17 protein-coding genes are annotated in these 24,703 nt (G+C 66.9%); 12 read left to right on the top strand and 5 right to left on the bottom strand.

All coding sequences use genetic code 11. From position 1 onward, the window contains the following. Positions 1–27: 27 nt before the first annotated feature. The 6 genes from BKH28_RS09820 (at position 28) to BKH28_RS09795 (ending at position 7,335) form a co-directional block, all read left to right on the top strand. Positions 28–810, top strand: coding sequence for a glycosyltransferase family 2 protein (locus BKH28_RS09820; RefSeq protein ID WP_075418632.1), 783 nt, complete (start codon positions 28–30; stop codon positions 808–810). A 65-nt stretch (positions 811–875) separates the two neighbouring features. Beyond that, positions 876–2,027, top strand: a complete 1,152-nt coding sequence (locus tag BKH28_RS09815; protein ID WP_075418631.1) for a glycosyltransferase family 1 protein — start codon at positions 876–878, stop codon at positions 2,025–2,027. 9 nt (positions 2,028–2,036) lie between these two features. Beyond that, positions 2,037–3,143, top strand: coding sequence for an EpsG family protein (locus BKH28_RS09810; protein ID WP_075418630.1), 1,107 nt, complete (start codon positions 2,037–2,039; stop codon positions 3,141–3,143). Between the two features lie 108 nt (positions 3,144–3,251). Further along, a complete protein-coding gene (locus tag BKH28_RS09805) occupies positions 3,252–4,691 on the top strand; it encodes a lipopolysaccharide biosynthesis protein (protein WP_075418629.1) in 1,440 nt (479 codons plus the stop codon). A gap of 228 nt (positions 4,692–4,919) precedes the next feature. After that, on the top strand, positions 4,920–5,924 hold the full coding sequence (locus tag BKH28_RS09800; protein ID WP_256695696.1) for a polysaccharide pyruvyl transferase family protein: 1,005 nt from the start codon (positions 4,920–4,922) through the stop codon (positions 5,922–5,924). A 7-nt stretch (positions 5,925–5,931) separates the two neighbouring features. Next, positions 5,932–7,335 (top strand): lipopolysaccharide biosynthesis protein, encoded by a 1,404-nt coding sequence (locus BKH28_RS09795; protein WP_075418627.1) that lies wholly within the window; start codon positions 5,932–5,934, stop codon positions 7,333–7,335. Positions 7,336–7,356: 21 nt separating this feature from the next. Here BKH28_RS09795 and BKH28_RS09790 read toward each other — a convergent pair whose 3' ends face one another. Next, complete coding sequence (locus BKH28_RS09790; protein WP_075418626.1) at positions 7,357–8,679, bottom strand: UDP-glucose dehydrogenase family protein; 1,323 nt, start codon at positions 8,677–8,679, stop codon at positions 7,357–7,359. Between the two features lie 530 nt (positions 8,680–9,209). On the opposite strand from BKH28_RS09790, the gene BKH28_RS09785 reads away from it, so the two are divergent. Continuing rightward, on the top strand, positions 9,210–11,012 hold the full coding sequence (locus BKH28_RS09785; RefSeq protein WP_075418625.1) for a bifunctional folylpolyglutamate synthase/dihydrofolate synthase: 1,803 nt from the start codon (positions 9,210–9,212) through the stop codon (positions 11,010–11,012). A 14-nt stretch (positions 11,013–11,026) separates the two neighbouring features. Here the strand turns inward: BKH28_RS09785 and BKH28_RS13430 are convergent, their stop codons facing one another. Then, entirely contained in the window at positions 11,027–11,707 is a 681-nt protein-coding gene (locus tag BKH28_RS13430; RefSeq protein WP_143224130.1) for a hypothetical protein, read from the bottom strand. Positions 11,708–12,023: 316 nt separating this feature from the next. Here BKH28_RS13430 and BKH28_RS09770 point away from each other — a divergent pair, with 316 nt between their 5' ends. Both BKH28_RS09770 and BKH28_RS09765 read left to right on the top strand, forming a co-directional pair. Further along, a complete protein-coding gene (locus BKH28_RS09770) occupies positions 12,024–13,712 on the top strand; it encodes an alpha,alpha-phosphotrehalase (RefSeq protein ID WP_075418622.1) in 1,689 nt (562 codons plus the stop codon). Positions 13,713–13,823: 111 nt separating this feature from the next. After that, a complete protein-coding gene (locus tag BKH28_RS09765) occupies positions 13,824–15,884 on the top strand; it encodes a glucose PTS transporter subunit IIA (protein ID WP_075418621.1) in 2,061 nt (686 codons plus the stop codon). 164 nt (positions 15,885–16,048) lie between these two features. On the opposite strand, the gene BKH28_RS09760 is transcribed toward BKH28_RS09765, so the two are convergent. Beyond that, positions 16,049–16,780: a UTRA domain-containing protein gene (locus tag BKH28_RS09760; RefSeq protein WP_075418620.1), complete on the bottom strand. Its 732-nt coding sequence runs from the start codon at positions 16,778–16,780 to the stop codon at positions 16,049–16,051. A 374-nt stretch (positions 16,781–17,154) separates the two neighbouring features. On the opposite strand from BKH28_RS09760, the gene dhaL reads away from it, so the two are divergent. Together dhaL and ndk are read left to right on the top strand one after the other, a co-directional pair. Continuing rightward, positions 17,155–17,835 (top strand): dihydroxyacetone kinase subunit DhaL, encoded by a 681-nt coding sequence (gene dhaL, locus BKH28_RS09750; protein ID WP_075418618.1) that lies wholly within the window; start codon positions 17,155–17,157, stop codon positions 17,833–17,835. A gap of 84 nt (positions 17,836–17,919) precedes the next feature. Then, the gene (gene ndk / locus BKH28_RS09745; protein WP_075418617.1) at positions 17,920–18,360 is read left to right on the top strand and encodes a nucleoside-diphosphate kinase; all 441 of its coding nucleotides are present in this window, start codon (positions 17,920–17,922) and stop codon (positions 18,358–18,360) included. Positions 18,361–18,483: 123 nt separating this feature from the next. On the opposite strand, the gene BKH28_RS09740 is transcribed toward ndk, so the two are convergent. Both BKH28_RS09740 and BKH28_RS09735 read right to left on the bottom strand, forming a co-directional pair. Continuing rightward, on the bottom strand, positions 18,484–19,728 hold the full coding sequence (locus tag BKH28_RS09740; protein ID WP_075418616.1) for an ABC transporter permease: 1,245 nt from the start codon (positions 19,726–19,728) through the stop codon (positions 18,484–18,486). After that, the gene (locus BKH28_RS09735) at positions 19,725–20,678 is read right to left on the bottom strand and encodes an ABC transporter ATP-binding protein (protein WP_075418615.1); all 954 of its coding nucleotides are present in this window, start codon (positions 20,676–20,678) and stop codon (positions 19,725–19,727) included. Before BKH28_RS09735 ends, BKH28_RS09740 begins: the two co-directional genes overlap by 4 nt. 173 nt (positions 20,679–20,851) lie before the next feature. Here BKH28_RS09735 and smc point away from each other — a divergent pair, with 173 nt between their 5' ends. Then, positions 20,852–24,646 carry a chromosome segregation protein SMC gene (smc, locus tag BKH28_RS09730; protein ID WP_075418614.1) on the top strand — a complete coding sequence of 1,265 codons (3,795 nt, stop codon included), beginning with the start codon at positions 20,852–20,854 and terminating at the stop codon, positions 24,644–24,646. Positions 24,647–24,703: the final 57 nt, after the last annotated feature.

Below are 24,703 nucleotides of genomic sequence, written 5' to 3'. Positions count from 1 at the left end.
CGCAACGACGACACCTAAGGAGCAAGCATGACAGCAGGTGCCAAGCACGATCGCGAACCGGATGCCGATCTGGTCTCCGTCATCATGCCGACATACAACTGTGGCGCCTTCATCGCCGAGACCATCGCCACCGTCCAGGGCCAGACCCACCCCCGCTGGGAGCTGCTCGTCGTCGACGACTGCTCCACCGACGACACCGCCGATGTGGTCGGGGCGCTGGCCGAGGCCGACCCCCGGATCCGGTACGTGCGGCTGGAGACCAACAGCGGTGCCGCCATGGCCCGCAACCGGGCGATGGAGCTGGCGCAGGGGCGCTACATGGCCTTCCTGGACTCCGACGATCTGTGGCACCCCGACAAGCTCAGGCGCCAGATCGACTTCATGACCTCGCGCGGCGTCGCCATGTCCTGCACCGCCTACGCCCAGATCGACGAGCAGGGCGTTCCCACCGGGAAGATCGTGCGCAGCCCGGCCAGGACCAGCTACAACCGCCTGCTCCTGGACTGCCCGGTGGGCAACTCCACCGTCATGTACGACGTGGCGCGCCTGGGGAAGTTCGAGGTGCCCAACATCAGGAAGCGCAACGACGACGCGCTGTGGCTGCGCATGCTCCGCACCGAGCCCTACATCTGGGGAATGCCGGTCGTGCTCATGAGGTACCGGCTCCGCTCGGGATCGGTGTCGGCCAACAAGCGGAGCCTGGTCAAGTACCACTGGACGCTCTACCGCGACATCGAGCATCTCAGCGTCCCCCGCTCCGTCTTCCACATCGGCGTGTGGGTCCTCATCAAGACCCTCAAGGTGAAATGAGGGCGAGCGTTAACAGGACGACCAGTTCCCCGGACCGGCCCGGGGCCGACGGAGGGAGGCCGGCAATGAGTCAGGAACAGTCTGTGACCCCGCAGGACTCCGGGGGCGGGCCCCTGAGAGTCCTGCAGATCAACTCATCGATCTCGCGGCGTTCCGGAGTCATGAGCGTGCTCATGAACTACCTCAGGCACATGGACCGCTCGCAGGTGGTGTTCGACTTCTTCTGCTATGCCACACCCGACGAGACCCACCGTGAGGAGATCGAGTCACTGGGTGGGCGCTGCTACGTCATCGATGCCGGGAACCGCATCGGTCGCATCCGGTCATCCCTGGGGCAGCTGCTGGAGCAGCACGCGGGGCAGTACCCCGTGGCGCACCTGCACGACCCCATCCTGTCGCGCTTCCTCTACCCGGTGGCCCATCGCCGCGGGGTGCGTGCCTTCGCCGTCCACTCACACGCGACGGCGTACTCCGACTCCCGGTTGCGCAGCCTGCGCAACTGGCTCGTCTGCCGCAATATCGGGGCCTACTCCGATGCCCGCCTGGCCTGCTCACGGGCGGCCGGTGACTTCCTCTTCGGCTCGGGTCGCTTCGAGGTGGTCCCCAACGCGATCGACGTGACCACCTACCGCTTCCGTGAGGCGGTCCGTGCCCAGGTGCGCGCCGGGCTGGGGCTGGGGGACGCGCCCGTCGTCGGCCATGTGGGGCGGTTCAATGAGCAGAAGAACCACCGGTTCCTCATCGACGTGTGCACCGAGCTGCTCCGTGTGCGACCCGAGGCCCGCCTCATGCTCATTGGCGACGGCCCGCTGCGACCGGGCATCGAGGCAGTGGTGGCCGAGCGCGGTCTGAGCGACCGCGTCCTGTTCCTGGGGGACCGCAAGGACGTTCCTGATCTTTACCAGGCCATGGACATGTTCCTCCTTCCCTCTCTCTACGAGGGGCTGCCGATGGTGGGGGTCGAGGCGCAGTGCGCGGGGCTCCCACTGGTGTGCTCCGACGAGGTGACCGAGGAGGTCGCGATCGGGGAGGTCTCCTTCCTGCCACTGGATACGCCGGCGGCTCAGTGGGCACAGCGTGTCAACGAGGCCCTCGACCACGGGCGAGACCCGCGGCGCAGGGCGGAGGGTGAGGCGGCCGCGCGCACCGCGGGCTTCGACATCACTCATGAAGCCGACCGGCTGGCGCACCGTTATCGTGCGCTGGCGGAATGGTGATGCCGGAGCATGTGGATCCACTACGCGCTATTCGCCACCTTTCTTCTGCCAGCGGCCCTCCTGGGGCTGAGAGGCCGTGCTGACCGGCGAGGCTCCCCGGCCATCCTGGTCGTGGCCTTCGTGGCCTTCGTGGCCTTCTCCTCCTTGCGAGCCGTCAGCGTCGGCAATGACACGATCGAGTACCACCGCGTCTTCGAGGCGATCAAGGCGACGACCTCCCTCCAGGAGGCCTTCACCGTCAGCCGCTTCGAGTACGGCTACGTCCTGCTCAACTACCTGGTCAGCCGCATCACGGACGACTTCAACGTCCTGCTGCTCATCATCTCGGTGTTCGTCTACGGCTCAGCGGTCCTGTTCATCAAGCGATACGCCGCCAGCTACTCCCTGGCGGTCCTCCTCGCCTTCGGCATGTCCGCCTTCTACGACTTCATGCTCTTCGCTCGACAGAGTGTTGCGGTGGCGATCTTCCTGTTGGCCGTTCCCGCGCTCATGGAACGCAAGCTGTTGCGCTACGTCCTGCTCATCGTGCTCGCCTCCCAGTTCCATGTCAGCGCCCTGCTCCTACTCATCGTCTACCTCGTCTCCGCCATGCGGCTGAGCACCTTCGGGGACTGGTTCAAATGGGGCACCCTCATTGGGGCCAGCATGCTGTCGCTGAGCTGGGTGATGAACTCCCTTGCGGCGTCCTCCGCCTACTACGGTCACTATCTCAACACCGACTACGCCGACGGCGGGGTGCGCTCGGCCACCGTTCTGCTGATCGTGGTGCGCATCCTTCTCATGCTTCTGGCGGCCACCTGCGGCTGGGCGGCCGCCGTGGAGGAAGACCCCTCCGGGCGTACCCGCAGTCTCCTGGCACTCGCCGTTGCCGACATCGCCATGGTGACGGTGTCGCTGGGCTTCAACCTCGTTGATCGTCTCGAGATGTACCTGACGATGCCCTTCGTCGTCGGCCTGGTGAACATCACGGTGCGGGGGCGGAGACCTGAGCGCTCCTACATCGGCGCCCTGCTGGTGATCATCGCCTTCGCGGCCTCCACGATCTTCTTCCTGTACCGCCCTGAGTGGTACCACCTCTTTCCCTACCGAACCGTCTTTGAGAAAGGGATCCCGTGATGGAATCTGTCCATTCTGCGAGTTCGTGTAGAACCGATGTCAGCGATCTGAGCGGTGGCTGCCAGCGGGAGAGGTGCGACTCCAGCCCGACGTGGAAGGTGCAGTTCGGTGTCGGCGAACTATAAGGACCGCATCGCATTCTTGCTGGGTAACACCCTGGTCTTTGCCCTGGGGGGTCTGGCGGTCAAGGCGGTCTCCCTGGTTCTCATGCCGTTGTACACGACCGCCTTGACGGCTGGTGAGTACGGAACGGCTGAGCTGCTCAACAGTGCGATCGAGATCGTGCTGCCGTTGCTGTCGGCGGGCGTGGTCGAGGCCCTCTACCGTTTCTCCATTGATGACGACGTTCCCAAGGAGGAGCTCTTCGCCGGCTCCCTGGTGGTCCTGGGCGGGGGTGTCGTGTGCGCTGGGGTGCTGTGCTCCCTGGCCGGCGCTGTGTGGGACGTCAAGCACGCTGTGTCCTTCTTCGTCCTGTTCTGCTCGGTGTGCGTCTTCAAGGCCACGACTCAACTGGCCCGTGGGTTGGGCCATGTGCGCCGTTTCGTGGTCTACGGGCTCATCAATGCGCTCGCCATGGTCGTGGCCACCTACGTGCTCCTGGTCCACGCACACTTGGGTGTGAAGGGCTACCTGTGGTCCTTCACCATCGGCTACCTGGTGGGTGGCATTGCCGCCTTCCTGGGGTCGGCCGAGTACCGGCTGCTGGTGCCCTTCCGGGTCGATCGTGAACTGCTGCGCCGGATGCTCGTCTACAGTCTGCCGCTCGTGCCTAATCTGCTGTCGTGGTGGTTGGTGAGCGTTTCAGGCCGGTACGTGGTCCTGTGGGGCAGCGGAGTCGCGGCTGCTGGGCTCTTCACGGCGGCGAGCAAGATGCCTGCGCTGGTCAACATCGTGGCCTCCGTGTTCCAGCAGGCATGGCAGTACTCGACTGCCCGAGAGATCAGCTCTCCTGACCGTGGAGCCTTCTTCGGCATCGTGATGAGGGGATACTCGCTGGCGACCCTGTCGGTCGCCGGGCTGGTCATCGCCCTGAACCGGCCGATCTCCAGGGTGATGCTCCAGGCCGAGTTCGCCGAGGGGTGGCGCTACGTCCCCCTGCTCATGCTGGTCGCCTCCTTCGGGGTCATCAGCATCTTCTTCGAGAGCTTCTACCAGGCCTTGAAGAACAGCGGTGTTCTCATGGCCTCCACCGCGCTGGGGGCGGTGGTCAACGTGATCCTCGGTGTGGCTCTCGTCCCGTTCATGGGGCCGTGGGGCGCAGGTCTGTCCGGAGCGGTGGCTTACATGCTCGTCCTGGTGGTGCGAGCATGTGATCTTGGGCGCCGCATCAACCTGCCCATAGACCGCCCTCGCCTCACCTACCAGCTCGCGCTGCTCATCGGTATCACTGCGTGCATGTCCTTCGACGGCGGCTTATGGCTGACTGCCATGGTCTGGACCTGCCTGGGGCTGCTGGCAACCAGTGACATGACGGTTCTCACCAGCAGCGCTCGAGCTGTGACGGAGTCCCTGGGACGTCGGAATGGGCGACTGCTGCGCCGGCTCTGACAGGGAATCCCCGCGCAGAATGTGAACGGTGGAACGACTCTGTGGGATAAGAAACGATGTAGTGCCCCGCTTGTGAAATTGCTTTTGTGTCCACCGGTGTGTTTTGTCTTAACTGTACAGTGCGGTGATCCCTGTTGTCTTTCCGTGATGTCTGTGAGAGAGCCAATCTTTGGATACAACGTATCCTTGTCGAGCCGACCTGGCTGGTCGAATTGAAGCATCTTGCCAATGCAAGAAGGGAAGATTATGAAGCGTATTCTTCTTTTGGATACATCCGTTGGTTCTCTCAATATGGGGGATGAGATCATTGGGCGATCCATTGAGATGAACTGGCGCGAACTGTTCTCCTCGAACTATGTCATGCGCCTGGCCACCCATACCCCGATGTACACGCCTGCACAGTATCTTCTGTCCAAGCGTCGGCTCAGCATCTTCAAAGGAGCTGACATCAAGCTCCTGTGCGGCACCAACGCCCTGTACACGAATATGCTGCGGCCCCTGCCGACGTGGAACATCAACTACCTCAACTGCGGGATGGCCACAGGAACGGTGTGCCTGGGCGTGGGTGCGGGGGCCAACTCCTCATCGGTCAACCTCTACACACGGGCCCTCTACCGCAAGGTGCTGTCCCACAAGGTCGTGCACTCGGTGCGGGACGAGCGCACCAAGCATCTCCTGGAGCGGGTGGGGCTACGGGCCTGGAACACCGGCTGCCCCACCCTGTGGGGACTGACCTCCGAGCACTGCGAGACCATTCCCCACGCCAAGGGCGACGAGGTGGTCTTCACTCTCACCTCCTACCACCCGAACCCGCGCAAGGACCGGGCGATGGTCGACGTGCTGCGCAGGAGCTACTCGCGATTGCACTTCTGGCCCCAGTCCATCGACGACCTGAGCTACCTGCAGTCGCTGGGAGTGGCCGACGACGTCGAAATCGTCACGCCGAGCCTGGCGGGATTCCGGGAGGTGCTCGACCGAGGCGTCGACTACGTGGGGAACCGCCTGCACGGGGGCATTTTCGCCCTGCAGCGCAAACGACGCGCCATCATCGTGGCCATCGACTACCGCGCGAGGGAGATGGCGAAGGACTACTCCCTGCCGCTGGTGGAGCGCGACTCCATCGAGACCGATCTGGCCGACCTGGTCGAGTCCTCCTGGCCCACCAGGATCCACGGCCTGGACTTCGACCTCATCGAGAAGTGGAAGGCCCAGTTCGGTGTCGGCAAGCCATAAGGGGCGCATGAGGCTCCTGCTGGGCAACACCCTGGTCTTCGCTCTGGGGGGTCTGGCGGTCAAGGCGGTCTCTCTGGTGCTCATGCCCCTGTACACGACCGCCTTGACGGCTGGTGAGTACGGAACGGCCGAGCTGCTCAACAGTGCGATCGAGATCGTGCTGCCGCTGCTCTCCTTGGGTGTGGTCGAGGCCCTCTACCGTTTCTCCATTGACGACGACGTTCCCAAGGACGAGCTCTTCGCCGGCTCCCTGGTGGTCCTGGGCGGCGGCATCGTGTGTACCGGGGCGCTCTGTGCCCTGGGCAGTGCCTTGTGGGACATGGAGCACGCGGCGGCTTTCTTCGCCCTGTTCTGCTCGGTGTGCGTCTTCAAGGCCACCACCCAGCTCGCCCGAGGGCTGGGCCATGTGCGCCGCTTCGTGGTCTACGGGCTCATCAATGCGCTCGCCATGGTCGTGGCCACCTACGTGCTCCTGGTCCACGCACACGCGGGCATCGAGGGCTACCTGTGGTCCTACTCCATCGGCTACCTGGTGGGTGGCATTACCGCCTTCCTGGGGTCGGCCGAGTACCGGTTCCTGGCTCCATTCCGGGTCGATCGTGAACTGCTGCGCCGGATGCTCGTCTACAGCCTGCCGCTCGTGCCTAATCTGCTGTCGTGGTGGCTGGTGAGCGTCTCAGGCCGGTACGTGGTCCTGTGGGGCAGCGGCCTGGCATCCGCTGGGCTCTTCACCGCAGCGAGCAAAATGCCCTCACTCATCAACATCGTGGCCTCCGTGTTCCAGCAGGCCTGGCAGTACTCCACCGCCCGAGAGATCAACTCACCCGACCGCGGCGCCTTCTTCGGCTCCGTTCTACGGGGCTACTCCCTGGCCACTCTGACGGCCGCGGGCCTGGTCATCGCCCTGAACCGGCCGATCTCCAGGGTGATGCTCCAGGCCGAGTTCGCCGAGGGGTGGCGCTACGTCCCCCTGCTCATGCTGGCAGCGACCTTCGGGGTGATGACCATCTTCTTCGGCACCTTCTACCAGGCTCTCATGAACAGTCGCATGCTCATGGCCTCCACCGCACTGGGAGCAGTGGTCAACGTGATCCTCGGTGTGGCTCTTGTGCCCTTCATGGGCCCGTGGGGCGCCGGCCTGGCCGGAGCGGTGGCCTACGCCCTCGTCCTGGTGGTGCGGGCCCGAGATCTCAGGCACCGCATCGACCTGCCCATGGACCGGCCTCGCCTCACCTACCAGCTCGCACTGCTCAGCATCATGGCCGTGGGCACGTCCTACGACGGCGGCTCATGGCTGAGCGCCGCAGTCTGGGCCTGCCTGGCGCTCCTGGCGACCAGCGACATGACGGTTCTCACCAGCAGTGCTCGAGCGGTGGCCGGACCTCTAACCTGCAGGGTGGGGCGGCGCTGACTTCGCGCCGCCCCACCCTGCTCACCGCCGTCCGATACCCCGGTAGCTCCATCCGGCCGCCTTCCAGGCCTGCGCGTCCAGGCAGTTGCGTCCATCAATGACGTAGCGGGTACGCACCAGGCCGGCCGCCTGGGCGGGGTCGAGATCCTGGTACTCGCGCCACTCCGTGCCGATGATGACAAGGTCGGTTCCCCCCAGGGCGGACTGGGCGGAGGCGGCGACCTCGTAAGGACGGTTCGTCCTCTCGGCGAGGATCGGGCCGGCGGCCGGGTCATGCACGACGACTCGCTCGACCATGCCCGACAGCTCCACGGCGAGATCCAGGGCGGGGGAGTTGCGCATGTCGTCGCTGTCCGGTTTGAAGGCGGCCCCGAGTACCGTCACCGTGGCTGCGGACGTGCGCTCACCGAGGATCTCCTTAACTGTGCGGATGACGCCTGCGCGCATGGTGTCGTTGACCCGATCAACCTCTGCGAGGAAGGCCAGGGCGTCGCCGACGCCGAGCTCGCCGGCACGGGCCTGGAAGGCGCGGATGTCCTTGGGCAGGCAGCCCCCACCGAAGCCGATACCGGCCCGCAGGAAACGGCGGCCGATACGGTCGTCCATACCGATCGCCTCGGCGAGAGCCGTCACGTTGGCACCCGCGGCGTCGCAGACCTGGGACATGGCGTTGATGAAGGAGATCTTCGTGGCCAGGAAGGCGTTCGCACTGATCTTGACCAGCTCGGCAGTGGCGTAGTCCATGACCAGGCGCGGAGTGCCGGCGGCCAGGATCTGTGCGTAGACCGCGTCCATCGTCTCCTGGGCGCTGGCAGCGGCACCGGGATTCTCCGGCAGGCCGTAGACCATACGATCCGGGCGCAGCGTGTCCTGAACGGCGAAGCCCTCCCGCAGGAACTCCGGATTCCACAGCAGCAGCGCCCCGGCCGGCTCGATCAGCCGGGCCAGACGTGATGCGGTGCCAACGGGCACCGTGGACTTGCCGGCGACAACCTCGGGGCCACTGGTGCAGTGCCCCAGGTGGGGGAGCATGGAGGTCACGGCTGCGTCGACGTAGGTCATGTCCGCCGCCCCCGACTCGGACTGTGGGGTACCCACGCCGATGAAATGAACCTGAGCGCCCTCAATGGCGGAGAAGTCCTGGGTGAAGGTCAGGCGCCCGGCCTCCACGTTACGAGCCAGAAGACCTTCCAGCTCGGGCTCGAAGAACGGGGCCCTGCCGTCGCTCAGAAGATTTACCTTGCGAGCGTCGACGTCCACGCCCACTACATCATGTCCAAGCTCCGCCATTGACGCAGCGTGAACAGCGCCGAGATATCCGCAACCAATCACTGACAAACGCATGGAGAAAGCCTAGACGGGCATGTGGGGGGTGTGTCTACCCCTATATCCATAAGGTTCCCTGGTGAATTCCTCAAACATTTCACCGAGAATTAGGATGTATTCATCGAGTTTTTATCCAACGATCATGGTATTCGCATTGTTGGGGGTGATAAGTCGTGTTGGCTGCTCAGAGAGATTTAAGGAGAAATTGTTGTGCGCATGTCCGGGTCCTGCTGTGAGAGATTGTGCTCAGATGATTTTCCTGTCATTCATCGTGACGGAGGCGCGCGTCTGTGTTCGTGGCTTCACGCGTCAATGAGGCAGGCGACTCCGTGGTCGTTCGGATCGCGAGAGTCCAGGGGGTGTCCAGAGGTGTGGAGCCTGCGCTGCCGCAACGCGCGCTGGACAAGCGGTCATCCCGTCGGACGTCGGCCGGCGGGAGTCCAGGGGAGTGGTGCGGTCCGCCCTGGAGCCTCGGCTAGATTAGGGCGGGGCGGGAGCACGTGAGAGAGCCTCTGTCCAGCCCGCCACGTCGAGTAAAGGATGGCACAGTGCCCGCAGACGACGACTCCAAGCAGATCAGTCCCGGCGCCGCCTTCGGCATCCCCGAGGGTGCCACGGGGGAGGAGGTCGTCGACGCCGTCTTCGGTGAGACCGGTGTCGACCCTGATCTCCTGCCCTACCTGGAGGCCGCGGGCGCCCCAGATCCGGCCGAGGGGCTGAGCGTCTCCGTCTCCGATCTTCAGGAGGTCGGTGCTCAGCAGGAGGCCGACGCCGAGGCTCAGGACCGTGAGGACCTTGAGGCTCTGCGTGAGCTCGTCGCCGCCAACATGATCCCCGGCGGTGACGCCGACCGCCTCGAGGAGCTCCTTGCCGAGGCCGACGCCGACGACTCCGATGACTGGGACTCTTGGGAGCCCCAGCTTCCCGACGACTCCGAGGACGAGCACTTGCGAGACCTGGAGGCCGCTGCCCGCGGCGTCGAGGTCTCTGCCCGTATGCGCGAGGTCGAGGCCGAGATTCTCGCGCGCGCTCCCGAGCACCAGGTCCAGCCCTCCCTGGAACGGGTCGAGGCCGTCCTTGATCTCCTGGGCAACCCCGAGCGCACCTATCGTACCGTTCACATCACCGGCACCAACGGCAAGACCTCCACCGCCCGTATGACCGAGCGCCTTCTGGCCTCCGGCGGCATGCGCACCGGTCACTTCACCTCCCCGCATCTGGCCACCATCCGTGAGCGCATCAGCCTCGACGGTGAACCGATCAGTGAGGAAGGGTTCATCGCCGCCTGGGAGGACGTGGCCCCTTACGTCGCCATGGTCGACGAGCGCTCCCAGGCCGCCGGTGGGCCTCGCCTGTCATTCTTCGAGGTCCTGGCCGTCATGGCTCTGGCCGCCTTCGCCGACTATCCCGTCGACGTGGCCGTCATCGAGGTGGGCCTGGGCGGGCGATGGGACGCCACGAACGTCATCGGCTCCGACGTCGCCGTCATTACCCCCATCGGGCGCGACCATGAGCGTTGGCTGGGCTCCTCGATCACCGAGATCGCTCACGAGAAGGCCGGCATCATCAAGGACGGCTCCACCGTCATCGTCGCCCATCAGGTCCCCGACGCCGCTGCCGAGATCGAGCAGGCCGCAGCCTTGCACCGGGCCGTTGTGCGCCGCGAGTGCGATCCGGAGGAGGATCCCACCTCGCCGGAGGCCGGTGTCCTGCGGGTCCTCGACCGCCAGCTCGCCGTCGGTGGTCAGCTCGTCACGCTGGCCACCGCCGCAGCCGTCTACGAGGACGTCTTCGTCCCCCTGCACGGGGAGTACCAGGCCCGCAACGCCCTGCTGGCCCTGGCGGCCGCCGAGGCGATCCACGGCGGCCGCCAGGTGCCCGCCCGCATCGTTGAGGATGGTTTCGCCTCGGTCACCAGTCCCGGCCGCCTGGAGGTCCTGCGCTCCTCGCCCACGGTCCTGGTCGATGCCGGACACAACCCCCACGGCATCGAGGCCCTCACCGGGGCCATCGAGGAGGCCTTCGGCTTCCAGCACCTCGTTGCAGTCCTGGGCGTCATGGCGGACAAGGATGCCGAGGGCATCCTGGCGGGCCTGGAGCCCGTGACCGATGCCGTCGTATGCGTCCCCATCGACTCGCCCCGGGCCATGGACGTCGACGACCTGGGCGAGGTCGCCCGGGAGGTCTACGGCGCCGACCGTGTCGTCGTGAGCCGGCAGCTCGGCGAGGGCGTGGCTCAGGCCGTCGCCCTGTCCGAGGGGCACGACACCCCGTTGACCGCCTCGGGAGTCCTGATCGTCGGCTCCGTGGTCCTGGCCGCAGAGGCCCGCGCCCTGTTCGGCAGGCCCTGATCCGTCCTGGTTTTCTAGCCCACCTGGTTTCCCTGGGCGTCGTGGACCGTGGTGTTCGATTTGTCGAACGACGTCCCGTTCCAGCTCAGGTCGGCGCTGCCCGTGCCTGAGCCGGTGTGCGTTCCGGTGGTATCGGTGGGGAGCTTCTCGTTGCTCCACTCCACGTGCAGGATGTCGCCCCGGGGTTCCAGTGACGTGATAACCGGCTCGTGGGATTCTGCGCCACCGATCCTCGACAGGTCGTAGGAGGCGACGAGACTCAGTTCGTCGTCGTAGAACGCCAGGGAGGGGAAGGCTGCCGATCCGCCGCCGTTGCAGGTCAGTGCCACGGCGGTGGTGGGAGTGCCGTCGAGGATGTAGGTGGCCGAGGGGTCCTCGATCCTGGCGAATCCTCCGAAGCTCAAAGAGGCCTGTCCGCCGGAGAAGGAAACGGGGCCGCCGGCTGTGCAGGTTGAGGGCAGGGGCAGCGAGGCATTGAGGAGCGTGCTGCGGTCGGGGGCGGTGTTCGCCGGTGTGGGACTGGGGCCGTCAGTGGCCTGCGTCGACGGAGATGAGGATCCCGATGCGGTCTGCGTCTGTGCTGCGGACGGCTTCGGCCCGCCCCCGGATGGAGAGGCGGCTGCTGAGTGTGAGGCCGAGGGTGTCTCCTGAGCGGATGGGGCGGATGCGGCTTCGGAGGATGTTGTGCCACTCATGCCGCAGGCGCTGAGTGTCAGGGTGCACAGGAGTGGGAGTGCTGGCAAGGCTCGTCGGACTCGGGCGGGGAGGTGTTGAGGGCGGTGCGGGCGAACGGGCTCACTGCTGCTCACGGGAGACCATCTTTCTTGTGGAGAGAACGGGGATGAGGGTGCTACGCCCAGAGACTTGGGGCGTCGCTTCCGGAAACCAGTCACATGACATATCACACAAAAGGACGTGTCGACGACTTGTGCACACAAGTGCATACTTGTGTGCACAAGTCGCTCGAGGGTGAGTCCTCCGATTCCATCCCGCCTCCCACAGGAGCCCCGCATGTCATTGACGGACAGCGTCGTCTACCAGATCTATCCCAAGTCCTTCCGTGACTCCACCGGTGACGGCGTAGGTGACCTGCGCGGCATCCTTGAGAAGGTCGACTACATCGCCTCGCTGGGGGTGGATCATGTCTGGTTCAACCCCTTCTTCCCCTCGCCGGGCCGGGACAATGGTTACGACATCTCCGACTACTGCGCCATCGACCCGGCCATGGGAACCATGGAGGACTTCGAGGACCTTGTCGCCGCCCTGGGGGAGCGCGGCATCGGCGTCATGCTGGACATGGTTCTCAACCACGTCTCCACCGATCATGAGTGGTTCCAACGGGCCCTGGCTGGAGACCCCGCCTATCAGGACTACTTCTACCTGCTGCCGCCCAAGGAGGACGGCTCGCTGCCCACCAACTGGGTCTCCAAGTTCGGCGGCCCCGCCTGGGCGCCTTTCGGTGACACCGGCCTGTACTACCTGTGCCTCTACGACCGTACCCAGGCGGACCTCAACTGGCACAACCCGGCCGTGCGTGCCCAGGCCGCTGGAGTCGTCAACTTCTGGCGCTCCAAGGGCGTCAAGGACTTCCGCTTCGACGTCATCAACGTCATCGGCAAGACCCTGCCGCTTGAGGACGCGCCCGCCGACACCGATGACCGCTACATGTACACCGACGGCCCTCTTGTCCATGACTACCTGCGTGAGCTCTCGGCCGCCAGCTTCGGTCAGGATCCCGACGCGATGACCGTCGGCGAGATGTCCTCAACCACCGTCGAGGCCTGTGTCGGCTACTCCAACCCGGCCAATGGTGAGCTGAGCATGGTCTTCAGCTTCCATCACCTCAAGGTCGACTACGCCGACGGCGCCAAGTGGACCCGCATCCCCTACGACTTCGCCGCTCTCAAGCGCATCCTCAACGAGTGGGCCCTGGGTATGCAGGCCGGTGGCGGCTGGAATGCCCTGTTCTGGAACAACCATGACCAGCCCCGCGCCATCGACCGTTTCGCCGATCCCGTGAACTATCACGTCGAGTCCGCGACCATGTTGGCCACTGTCATCCACCTGCTGCGCGGAACTCCTTATGTCTACATGGGTGAGGAGATCGGCATGACCGACCCTGCCTACCTGTCCATTGAGGACTACGTCGACGTCGAGGCCCGCAATGCCTACAAGGAGCTGACGGCCGGCGGCATGGAGCCCCATGAGGCCTTCGCCGTCGTCCACTCCAAGGCCCGCGACAACGCACGCACCCCCATGCAGTGGAACGCCGATCCCACCGGCGCCGGATTCACTACCGGCAGGCCTTGGCTGCGGCCCACCAACCAGGGAGCCGTCAATGTCGAGTGCGAGGAGGCGCAGGGGCGGATCCTGCCCTACTACCGGCGCCTCATCTCCCTGCGTAAGGAGCTGCCCGTTATCTCCCGTGGTACCTACGCTCCCTACCTCATGGAGCACGAGGACGTCCTGGCCTACATTCGCGAGCACGAGGGCAGCCGTCTGCTGGTCCTGTGCAGCTTCAGTGACCATGGCGCCGAGGTCCCTGTCCCCGAGGGCTTCACCACCGCCCGCATCCTCATCGGCAACTACGACGGCAACGACCTCTCGCGCAGCCCCGGTGGGCTGCCCGTCGTCGCCGACCGTCTTGAGGCAGGGACGCTTCACCTGCGTCCCTACGAGGCCATCGCCCTGCTCGCCTGAGTCGGCCGCCCTCGACCCCTTTCTTCCTTCTGCCTTTTGCCCGCCCCGGAGAGCTGCCGAGCCGCCCTCCCCGATACCGCCGTACCCATCGCGCTCCGAAAGGAACCCTCCATGTCCGAACCAGATCAGGACCACGTGGTCCCCGTCTCCGCTCCGATGGCGGGGACGGTCATCGACCTCTCCGACGTCCCCGACCCCGTCTTCTCCTCCAAGGCCGTGGGGGACGGGCTCGGGATCGAGCCCGCCGACGACGGCGCGATCGTCTCGCCGGTCGACGCCACCGTCACCATGGTCGCCGGCACCGGTCACGCCATCGGCTTCAAGAGCGAGTCGGGCCTGGAGGTCCTGCTGCACCTCGGCGTCGACACCGTCGAGCTCGAGGGCGCCCCCTTCGACCTGAGCGTCAAGGTCGGCGACACCGTCAAGGCCGGACAGTCCCTGGGCACTATGGATCTTGGGGCCGTCCGCGCCGCGGGCAAGGCAACCACCGCCATCGTGGTCCTGACCAACACGATCACTCACCTGGCCGACCTGAACGTCACCACGGGGAGGACGGACGCGGGTGCCGTCGTCGCCACCGCCTCGCTCAAGGTTGAGGGTGATGCTGAGGCATCGGCAGATACCGCGAGCACCGAGGTTGATGCCGATACTGCCGATGCTGCCGATGGGGCACGCACTGACGGCCTCACCGGATTCGACGCCACCGCGGCCGACATCGTCGCCGGTATCGGAGGATCTGACAACGTCCGCTCCGTCCTGCACTGCATCACTCGCGTGCGCTTCTACCTCAAGGACGAGTCCCTGGCTGACGACGAGGCTGTGGCGGACCTCGACGGCGTCATTGACGTGGTCAAGTCGGGCGGCCAGTACCAGGTGGTCATCGGCCCCGACGTCGTCGACGTCTACGACGCCGTCGTCGCGCAGCTGCCGAACGCGGGGGCCGACGATCAGGTCGCCGACGTCGAGGTCGTCGAGCGGCCCACAACCCTGTGGGGCTGGGTCAAGCTCGGCTTCTCCTCCCTCATCGGTGTCATCACCGGATCGATGATCCCCGTGGTGGGTATGCTGGCGGCCTCCGGAATCCTCAAGGGTCTCCTGGCGCTGCTCGTTCAGTTCAAGGTCGTCACCGAGGCCTCCAACACCTTCCACTTCATCGACGCCATGAGCTCGTCGATGTTCTTCTTCCTGCCGATCATCGTCGGCTTCACCGCGGCCAAGCGTCTGGGGGCCGACCCCATCGTCGTGGCCATCATCGGCGGAGTGCTTTGCTACCCCTCCGTGGTGGACATGTCCAAGAACACCGACGACGTCATCACCGTGGGGCGCACTGTCTTCAATGCCGACTTCTTCGGCATCCCGGTCTCTCTGCCCGCCGGCAACGCCTACGCCTACTCGATCTTCCCCATCATCGTAGGGGCCTGGCTCGCCTCCAAGATCGAGCCCTGGCTCAAGAAGGTGCTGCCGGCCGTCATCCGACCGATCTTCGGGCCGCTCATAGAGATCTTCGTGGTATCCGCCCTCATTCTGCTGGTCTTCGGTCCCGTCGTCATGCTCGTCTCAGGTGGGATCGCCACCGTCATCAACGCGGTGCTGGGCTTCAACTACACGCTCGCGGGTCTGCTCATCGGCGGCTTCTACCAGTGCCTGGTCATCTTCGGCCTGCACTGGGCGGTCATCCCGATCATCTCCTCCGAGCTCGCCAACCCCGGTTACTCCCACCTCAACGCCATCGTCTCGGCCACGATGATCGCCCAGGGCGGTGGCGCCCTGGCCGTCTGGGTCAAGGTGCGTGACGCTCGCATCAAGCGCATGGCTGCCCCTGCCACGATCTCAGCCTTCTGCGGGGTGACCGAGCCGGCGATGTACGGCCTCAACCTCAAGTACGGTCGCATCTTCATCACCGCCTCGATCGGCGGTGCCGTCGGCGGGCTGCTCACTGGACTGCTCAACGTCAATATGTGGGGCTTCACCGGAGGCTTCGTCGGCTTCCCGTCCTTCGTCAACCCCAAGGGGATGGACGCCTCCTTCACCGGCTTCTGGATCGCCGGGGTCGCGGCCCTCCTGGTCTCCTTCCTGTGTACCTACTTCTTCGGTTTCAAGCAGGCCGACTTCGACAAGGAGCGCACGGTCAAGAAGGTCCGCCTCGGCAACCGCGAGCCTGTCGCCAAGTAGGACGGTGGCGTACTGACGCCGACGTGCTCAACGAGCCTGTCCCGCCGCTGTCAGTGGAGTGGTGGCCCGGCAGCATCCTGAGATGCAGTCGGGCCACCGGCCTGTGCGCGGGTTCTCGCGGAGCGCTCGGAGCTCGAGGCTCTGTCGGGGGCTGTGCTTTCGGCTCAGCGCTCGGCCGGCAGCCGGTGCGCGGTGTCCTGGAAGGCGAAGTCCACGGGGGAGTGGCGCGAGCGCGTGTACTCGAAGAGCGCCCCGGCCGAGTCGAAGGTCGCCGAGGAGACGACGACGACGCAGTCCATTCCTTCCAGGTGGATGAGCCGGCGGTCCTCATCCGTGGCCCGCTCCACCGTGATCCGCCGGGTCGCGCTGGCCACCCGCACCCCGAGGACCTCCTCCAGGTAGGCGTAGATCGAGGACTCGACGATCTGCTGGGTCAGCTGAGGAACCATCGAGGTCAGGAAGTAGCTGGTGTCCACGATGAGGGGGACGTCGTCCAGCAGGCGCAGCCGCTTGACTGAGATGATCTCAGCCCCCTCGGTCATGCCGGAGGCCATAGCCATCTCTGCGTCGACCACACCCTCCTCCAGGGAGATCATGTGGGTGCTCAGAGGGATCCGGTTGCGCGCGGCGGCCTCCTGGAGCGACTCGATCCCCCCGACCAGGAAGGTGGAGGTCTCGCGTGGTCGGGAGATCACCTGGATGCCCCGCCCCTGCATCGTCTGGACGTAGCCCTGGGCCACAAGCAGAGCGAGTGCCTTGCGCACCGTGTTGCGGGTGCACTTGAACTCCTCGGCCAGCGTGTTCTCCGAGGGGAGCAGCTCGAGGAAGCCGTAGGCACCTGACTCGATGCGTCCGCGCAGGGTCTGGAAGATCTGGTTGTACTTGGCCTGGGCCACGGGGCGGCTCCTCTTCCTGAGGCTTGGCGACGGTCGGTGGGCGACTGGTGTTGCACCTGAACCTGTGCATACAAGTATCACGTCGTCGGCCTCCACCGCGCCACCCTCGGAAACGTGTTCGTTCGTGCTGTTCAAACGCTACTTCCCTGTCCCAACGAGCGAGGTCATCGGGTGCGTGAGAGGATGGAAAAGCGAGCGGGCGATGAGCACCTCGTCGGCCTGCTCCGGTGCCTCCCACGGGCGTTCCCGGGATGCACCGGGACCCATCGGGTCCGTGCAGGGCCCGATCACAGCCACATGGTCGTCCTTCACCCTCGGGTGCATGGCGGTCAGGCCCGGAATCAACACCTGCCAAGACCCGAGAAGGAAACACCATGTCTTTGGACGCTGCCTGGGCCCTTGACTGGGCCCGTCGCGCCGCCGAGCTGATCGCTGAGAACCGCACAGAGCTGACCGAACTGGACCGGGCCATCGGAGACGCCGACCACGGGGACAACCTGGACCGCGGCATGAAGGCAGTGGTCTCCAAGCTCAATGCGGCTCAGCAGGCCGGAGGCATGCCGGCGAATCCCGGAGGAGTTCTCAAGTTCGTCGCCACCACCCTCATGGCCACCGTCGGCGGTGCCGGCGGGCCGCTGCTGGGAACGGCCTTCCTCAAGGCCGCCCGCTCCAGCGAGGCCGCTGCCTGGGGGCCAGGGGATCTGGCCCGCGCCCTGGAGGAGGCCACCTCAGGGCTGGAGGTCCGGGGACACGCCAACAGCGGGGACAAGACCATGGCCGACGCCTGGCGCCCTGCGGCGGTGGCCGCCAAGGAGGCGGCCGAGATCGGGGAGGACGAGGTCGGCGTCCTCGCCGCAGCCGCTCAAGCCGCTGTCAAGGGCGCCCAGGACACCGAGCCCCTCCAGGCCCGTCGCGGTCGGGCCTCCTTCCTGGGGGAGCGCTCTTGCGGCCACCGAGACCCTGGAGCCCAGTCCTCTGCGCTCATTCTTCAGGCCGCTCTCGAAGCCGCCCGTGACCGCTCCTCCGACAGGCTCCAGGTGGTCGAGCAGGCCTGATCTCGGCTCTGCCGTGGCAGGCGGGGGCCCGGACCCGTTATGGTCCACTCGGTCCCTCACCCGCCAACCCAGCAAGGAGTCCCGATGGCCAGCACGTCCCAGACCGGTCGCATCCTCGTTCTCATCAAGCCCGACGCCGTCGAGCGCCGCCTCACCGGCGAGATTCTGCGTCGTATCGAGGCCAAGGGGTACGCCCTGACGGCCCTGAAGGTCCTCGCCCCCACCGACGAGATCCTCGCCGAGCACTACGCCGAACACGTGGACAAGCCCTTCTACCCCGGTGTCGTGGAGTACATGACCTCCGGCAACGTGGTGGCCGCAGTCGTCGAGGGCCAGCGTGTCGTCGAGGGCGTGCGCAGCCTCATGGGGCCCACCGACCCCACCACGGCCGCCCCCGGCACCATCCGCGGAGACCTGGGACGCGACTGGGGAACCCCCGCCATCCTCAACCTCGTCCACGGTTCGGACAGCGACGAGTCCGCCGCCCGAGAGATCGCCATCTGGTTCCCCGAGCTGGCCGACTGACTCGCAACCCGTCCCACAGAGCGCTTGACGGCTGCCATCAGACGACGATGGTGCGCCTCCCTTCATGGGGAGGCGCACCATCGTCGTCGGTATGTGGTCGGTGAAGGCGGATGAGGACCGTGCTCAGGCCCGCTCCGCCCTCCTGAGGACCTCCTTGAGCGGGACCCGGGCGCCGGTGCGGGTGACGGCCCGGGTGTAGATCGCCGCCGCCACGCGCACCAGCAGCGGAAGGAAGACGAGTGCGATCCCCAGGGCGATCAGCTGCTCGGTCCAGGAGGAGATCCCCAGCACCAGGCGCGCCGGCATCATGAAGGGGGCGAAGGGCGGCAGGTAGGACAGCACTCGGAAGGTCACGCTGTTGGTGTCCCCAGTGGCCATCATGAAGCTCAGGACATAGGGGATCATCGAGAGCATGACCAGGGGCATGCTCACCGAGCTGACGTCCTCCTGCCGGCTCACGAGTGAGGCCGCGGCCCCGAAGGCGACCGCGAAGATCGCGTAGCCCACGATCATCCACACGATCATCGCGACGAGCACGCCGTCCAGGTTGAGACTGATGTCCGGCATGACTCCCGTTGCCTTCGCGGTGATGACCCCGGCGACGGCGACGACTCCCGTGGTCAGCACCGAGGCGATGCCGATCCCCAGGATCTTGCCGGCCAACAGTGAGCTGGGCCGTACGCAGGCCAGGAGGATCTCCACGATCCGGCTCGACTTCTCCTCCACCACTCCCTGGGCGATGAACTGACCGCCGCCCATGATGGCGAACAGCAGCAGGATGTCGATCGTCATGAGGATCGCGTAGCGCGAGCCGAAGTCGGCGGAATCGCGCTGAGGGGCATGGAGCGCCGTGACCTCAGGCTTGGCGGCACTGAGCTGCGAGGCCACCTGGGCGGGATCGCCTCCCAAGGATGCGATCTGCTGTCCCAGAGCCGCCTGCTGAAGGAAGGCCGTGACCCCAGAGACGACCGCGTCGTCAGCCGACTTCTCCACAGTGATGGTGGGGGCGGAGCCGGAGACGTCGAGAACCATGTCCACGTGCGGCGTGCCCTCGGGGGCGTCGTCGGCCAGGACGTCCTTCGCCTGGTGCGCGGAGACGTCAACGAGCTCAATCGTCTCCCCGTTGGAGGCGGCCACCTTGTCCAACCCGGTGGCCTGGGCAACCGTCACGCCCTTGAGTCCGACCCGGTAGGCCTGGTCCTGGCCCGAGGTGTAGAGCTTGATACCGACGATGCCGCCAATGGCGGCGATGAGCAGCACCAGGGTCAGGATGATGGTCGACTTCTTCAGCAGGTGCGCCCGCAGCTCGCGGCCGGTGACCAGGGCGATCTCCTGACGGCGAGTGATAGGGGTGGTCCGGTCGCTCATCGGCGCGCCTCCTTCTTCTCGTTCGTGTCTGCGGTCCCCTCACGGGCGGCAGTGGTGAGGACGTCCCGGAAGATCTCGGTGAGCGGGTGGCGCACCGGGCCGAGCTCGCGCACCGTCCCCAGGCGCTGAGCGGTACTCAGCAGGTCCTGCTCATCGGCTCCCTGCGCGGTGATGACCAGGCGGCCGGCGTCATCGAGGTCGATCGTGGGGGCGGGCAGGTTCTGCAAGGAGCCGGCCTCCACCGGTGCGCTCCCGGCGGCCTGCTCGACGACGACCCGCCATCGGGGTGCCTCGGTGGCCTGCAGCTCGGGAACCGTGCCGTCGGCCATGAGCCGGCCGGAGCGGATGATGACCACCCGGTCACACAGGCGCTCGACGACGTCGAGCTGGTGGGAGGAGAAGAGAGTGGGCACCCCGGCGGCCGCCCGCTCCAGGATGACCTGGCTCATGACGTCCACGGCCACCGGGTCCAGGCCGGAGAAGGGCTCATCGAGAATGAGCAGCTCGGGGTCGCTCACCAGCGCGGCGGCCAGCTGGACGCGCTGCTGGTTGCCCAGCGACAGGCTCTGCACCTCGTCGCCGCGGCGCTCCTCCAGGCCCAGGCGCTCGGTCCACTGGTTCGCGGCCGTCTTGGCGGCGGAGGTGGACAGTCCGTGGAGACGGGCCAGATAGATGAGCTGCTCGGCCACCTTCATCCGGGGGTAGAGACCGCGCTCCTCGGGCATGTAGCCGATGGTGCGTCGGATGGAGGCGTCCATGGGGGCGCCCTTCCAGGTCACGGCGCCGGAGTCGGCGGCCAGCACCCCCATGACGATGCGCATCGTGGTGGACTTGCCCGCTCCATTCGCGCCGACGAAGCCGACGATCTCACCGCGGTCCAGGGACAGGGAGAGATCATCCAGGGCCTGCAGGCTCCCGAAGCGTTTGGATAGGCCGGACAGTACGAGCATCGTGGCTCCTTGGGGTTCGGGGACGAGGGGTGGGTGGGGCTGGTGAAGCAGGTGCACGCGCTGCGTACCCGGCCGTCGCGATATGGAAAGTCTGCTTGTCCAGCGCGGTCGTGTCAAGTCCCTTTGTCGTTTCTGTCTCCGTCAGAACCGCCTGCGCTGTTAGGGTGGCACCCGTGCATCTCAAGACGTTGACGATCAAGGGATTCAAGTCCTTCGCCTCGTCAACCACCCTCCGCCTGGAGCCCGGCATCACCGCCGTAGTCGGTCCCAACGGGTCCGGCAAGTCCAATGTCGTCGACGCCCTGACCTGGGTCATGGGGGAGCAGGGCGCCAAGAATCTGCGCGGCGGCTCCATGGCCGACGTCATCTTCGCCGGCGCCGGCTCCCGTCCGGCCCTCGGGCGTGCCGAGGTCTCCCTGACCATTGACAATACCGACGGCGCCCTGCCGATCGACTACACCGAGGTCACCATCTCGCGCACCCTGTTCCGCGGCGGCGGGTCGGAGTACCGGATCAACGGCAGCCCCTGCCGCCTCCTCGACGTCCAGGAGCTCCTCAGCGACACCGGTCTTGGGCGCCAGATGCACGTCATCGTCGGGCAGGGACAGCTCGACGCGGTCCTGAGCGCCACACCGGAGGACCGTCGCGGTTTCATCGAGGAGGCCGCCGGCGTCCTCAAGCACCGCAAGCGCAAGGAGCGCGCCCTTCGCAAGCTCGAGTCCATGGCCGCAGACCTCGCCCGAGTCTCCGACCTCGCCCAGGAGCTGCGCCGCCAGCTCGGCCCCCTGGCCCGGCAGGCCGCCATCGCCCGGCGCGCCCGAACCATCCAGGTCGAGGTTCGTGACGCCACCGCCCGGCTCCTGGCCGACGACGTCGTCCAGGCCCAGTCCCTCCTGGAGGCCGGCGACGAGGACAAGGAGGCCTTGGCACGGCGCCGCAGCGCCGTCGAGGAGGCCGAGCGCGTTGCCAGGGCGCGTCTGAGCGAGCTGGCCGCCATCGAGACCACCTCCGCCCAGCGCCTCGCCCGCGCCGGCAGTATCTGGGAGGAGCTCACCGGTACTGCCCAGTCCCTCGGTGCGCTTGCGGACGTGGCCGGCGAACGGATCCGGCTCCTCGCCTCCGCCCCCGCCCCGAGCCACGGCACCGATCCTGAGGAGCTCGAGCGTCGGGCAGAGGCCGCGGACCGGGAGGAGGCCGAGCTCGCTGACACCGTCGAGGCCGCCCGCACCGCACTCAGTGACGCCACTCGAGCGCGCGCGGACGCGGAAACTGCCGAGAAGGCGGCGGACCAGGAGCTCTCGGCCGCTCAGCGTCGCGTCTCAGAGCGACGTGAGACCATCGCCCGTGCTGGCGGGCGCGTCGCCTCCGCCAGGAGCCGCCATGAGGCCAGTCTGGCCGCTCTTGAGCAGGCGCGCAGTGCGCTACGGGCCGCTGAGGCTCGTGAGGACGGCGCCCGGACCGCCCTGGCTGAGGCCGGGGGAGTGACCGCACCGGCGGAGATGGCCAACGGTGGTGGGCGGGACGACGCCGGAGCACCAACGCGGGCGTCCGCCGAGGTAAGTGCGGCGGCCGATGTGGCGGCCCGAGCCGCGGACGCCCATGACGAGGCCACGCGTCACCTGGCCGAGGCCCGTGAGGCTGTCGCGGCCGCGACCGACGCCCGCAGAGAGGCCGCCTCCGACCGGGCCACCTGGGCCGCAAGGCGCGACACCCTGGCCATGTCCCTGCGCGGCCAGGACGGCACGGCCGCGCTGCTGCAAGCCGGTATTGATGGTCTCCTCGGGCCGCTCGCGGAGCACCTCAGCGTCGAGCGTGGCTGGGAGAACGCCGTCGCCGCCCTCCTGGGCGTGCTCGCTGAGGCCGGCCTGGCCGCCGATGCCGAGGTGGCCCTGGTCGGGCTGGATCATGCCCGCAGCCAGGACATCGGGGCAGTGCGGCTGGTGCTGGCCGACGATCCCTCACTGAGCGCTCCTGCCGATGCCGATGATGAGAGTGTGTCGGTCCCCGGTGGCGGAGCACTGGCTGCTCGCGGGCTCGTCAGTCCTGCGCAGTCGGGGCCGGGACGTCTCGGTCAGGTCCTGGACGGACTGCTCAAGGGCTCCTGGGTGGTCGAGGACCTCGAGGCCTCCAGGGCCCTGCGTGCCGAGCTGCCCGACGCCGTCGTGGCCACCCGCAGTGGCGACGTCCTGGCGCCCGGCTGGGTCGCCGGGGCCGGTCGAGGGGCCTCGTCGGTCCTCGAGCTCACCGCTGCCCACGAGGAGGCCGACGCTGAGGCCGCCGCTGCCGCGCAGGCCGAGGCGGAGGCGGACGCCGCCCTGGAGGAGGCTCGTCGCCAGGAGGATGCTGCTCGCCAGGCGCTCAGCGAGGCGCTGTCCGCCCTGCGCCAGGCCGACGCCGAGGCCGCTCGGGCGGCCGAGGCGATGGCCCGTTTGACCTCCGCAGCCCATGCCGCCGCTGAGGAGACCGGGCGTGCCCGCCGGGTGCTGGAGCGTGCCGAGGCCGAGTCGGTTCAGCGCACCGCCGAGCTCGCAGCCGCCACTGCCGCACTGGCCGAGGTGGAGGGGGAGTCCGAAGGCGCCGACGGTGTCGGTGGGTCGGAGGCGGCGGGCGCCTCGGGGGGAGGCCGCCCCGACAGCCTCGAGCGCGCCCTGGAGGCCGCCCGCCAGGAGCGTGAGGCCGCTGCGGACGCTGCGCGGCAGGCCCGTGCCGTCGAGACCGACGCCAGGCTCGCCCTGCGTACGGCCGAGGAGCGCGAGCGCTCCAGCCGAGGTCGCGCCGACTCGCTGCGGGCGGCCGCGCGTCGTGAGCGGGAACAGCGTGCCGCAGCCGAGCGCGCCCAGCAGCTCCGCAGCGCCCAGCTGGCGGTTGCCACCCACGTACGGGACCAGGCGCGTGCCGCTGCCGAGGCGGCGCGAATCAGCGTTCAGCAGGCAGCCGATGAGCGTGCGACCATCGAGGCCGAGCGCGCCCATGCCCTGGCCGCCACCAATGAGGTTCGCGAGGAGATCGACCAGCTGACCAAGGAGCTCGGCAGTCTCACCGATGCTGCCCACCGGGAGGAGGTGGCCAGGGCTGAGCAGCGCATGCGTCTGGAGGCCTTGGCGGAGCGTGCCATGAGTGAGCTCGGCCTGGAGCTGGAGCCCCTCGTGGAGGAGTACGGACCGCACATGCTCGTTCCCGAGCTCATCGAGGACGCTGACGCCGCCTCCGGTTCTGATGCTGACCCCGCCGGGGACCGGGGTGGTACTCGTGCCTTGCCCGGCGTCGGGCATGCGGGCCGTCCCTACGTGCGTTCCGAGCAGGAGAAACGTTTGGCCAAGGCCTCGCGCGACCTCGCCCGGCTCGGCAAGGTCAATCCGCTGGCCCTGGAGGAGCATGCCGCCTTGGAGCAGCGTCACCAGTTCCTGGCCGCGCAGCTGGCCGACCTCAAGCGCTCGCGAGACGACCTGCTGAGCATCGTCGAGGAGATCGACGCCCGGGTCCAGGAGGTCTTCGCCCAGGCGTACGAGGACACCGCCCGCCAGTTCGCCTCCGTCTTCGACAGACTCTTCCCCGGAGGAGAGGGGCGGCTGGTGCTCACCGATCCCGATGACATGCTCACCACCGGCATCGAGATCGAGGCGCGCCCCGCCGGCAAGAAGGTCAAGCGACTCTCCCTGCTCTCAGGAGGGGAGCGTTCGCTGGCCGCCGTGGCCCTGCTGGTGGCGATCTTCAAGGCGCGCCCCTCGCCCTTCTACGTCATGGACGAGGTGGAGGCAGCCCTGGATGACACGAACCTGGGGCGGTTGCTCGAGATTTTTACCGAGCTGCGGCGCTCCAGCCAGCTCATCATCATCACCCATCAGAAACGGACCATGGAGGTGGCTGACGCTCTCTACGGCATCACGATGCGTGACGGGGTCACCAAGGCCGTCTCGCAGAGGCTGGCCCAGCCCGACCGCGGTACGGCTGTGACTCCTGATGTCTGAGTGAAACTTGAGGGCTATGTGATAGACTGCTTACAACATGACGTTCGTTTTCAGATT

This window comes from Actinomyces oris, from assembly GCF_001937665.1.
GTDB classification, from domain to species: Bacteria; Actinomycetota; Actinomycetes; order Actinomycetales; family Actinomycetaceae; genus Actinomyces; species Actinomyces stomatis.
This window is presented reverse-complemented; position numbering and strand designations above follow the sequence as displayed.

What these genes read in the sequence shown, in the direction of transcription:
- BKH28_RS09770 (WP_075418622.1), top strand. Translation starts at nt 12,024, where the DNA reads ATGTCATTGACGGACAGCGTCGTCTACCAGATCTATCCCAAGTCCTTC.
- BKH28_RS09815 (WP_075418631.1), top strand. Translation starts at nt 876, where the DNA reads ATGAGTCAGGAACAGTCTGTGACCCCGCAGGACTCCGGGGGCGGGCCC.
- BKH28_RS09765 (WP_075418621.1), top strand. Translation starts at nt 13,824, where the DNA reads ATGTCCGAACCAGATCAGGACCACGTGGTCCCCGTCTCCGCTCCGATG.
- BKH28_RS09810 (WP_075418630.1), top strand. Translation starts at nt 2,037, where the DNA reads ATGTGGATCCACTACGCGCTATTCGCCACCTTTCTTCTGCCAGCGGCC.
- BKH28_RS09735 (WP_075418615.1), bottom strand. Translation starts at nt 20,678, where the DNA reads ATGCTCGTACTGTCCGGCCTATCCAAACGCTTCGGGAGCCTGCAGGCC.
- ndk (WP_075418617.1), top strand. Translation starts at nt 17,920, where the DNA reads ATGGCCAGCACGTCCCAGACCGGTCGCATCCTCGTTCTCATCAAGCCC.
- BKH28_RS09790 (WP_075418626.1), bottom strand. Translation starts at nt 8,679, where the DNA reads ATGCGTTTGTCAGTGATTGGTTGCGGATATCTCGGCGCTGTTCACGCT.
- BKH28_RS09740 (WP_075418616.1), bottom strand. Translation starts at nt 19,728, where the DNA reads ATGAGCGACCGGACCACCCCTATCACTCGCCGTCAGGAGATCGCCCTG.
- BKH28_RS13430 (WP_143224130.1), bottom strand. Translation starts at nt 11,707, where the DNA reads ATGAGTGGCACAACATCCTCCGAAGCCGCATCCGCCCCATCCGCTCAG.
- dhaL (WP_075418618.1), top strand. Translation starts at nt 17,155, where the DNA reads ATGTCTTTGGACGCTGCCTGGGCCCTTGACTGGGCCCGTCGCGCCGCC.
- BKH28_RS09820 (WP_075418632.1), top strand. Translation starts at nt 28, where the DNA reads ATGACAGCAGGTGCCAAGCACGATCGCGAACCGGATGCCGATCTGGTC.
- BKH28_RS09800 (WP_256695696.1), top strand. Translation starts at nt 4,920, where the DNA reads ATGCAAGAAGGGAAGATTATGAAGCGTATTCTTCTTTTGGATACATCC.
- BKH28_RS09795 (WP_075418627.1), top strand. Translation starts at nt 5,932, where the DNA reads ATGAGGCTCCTGCTGGGCAACACCCTGGTCTTCGCTCTGGGGGGTCTG.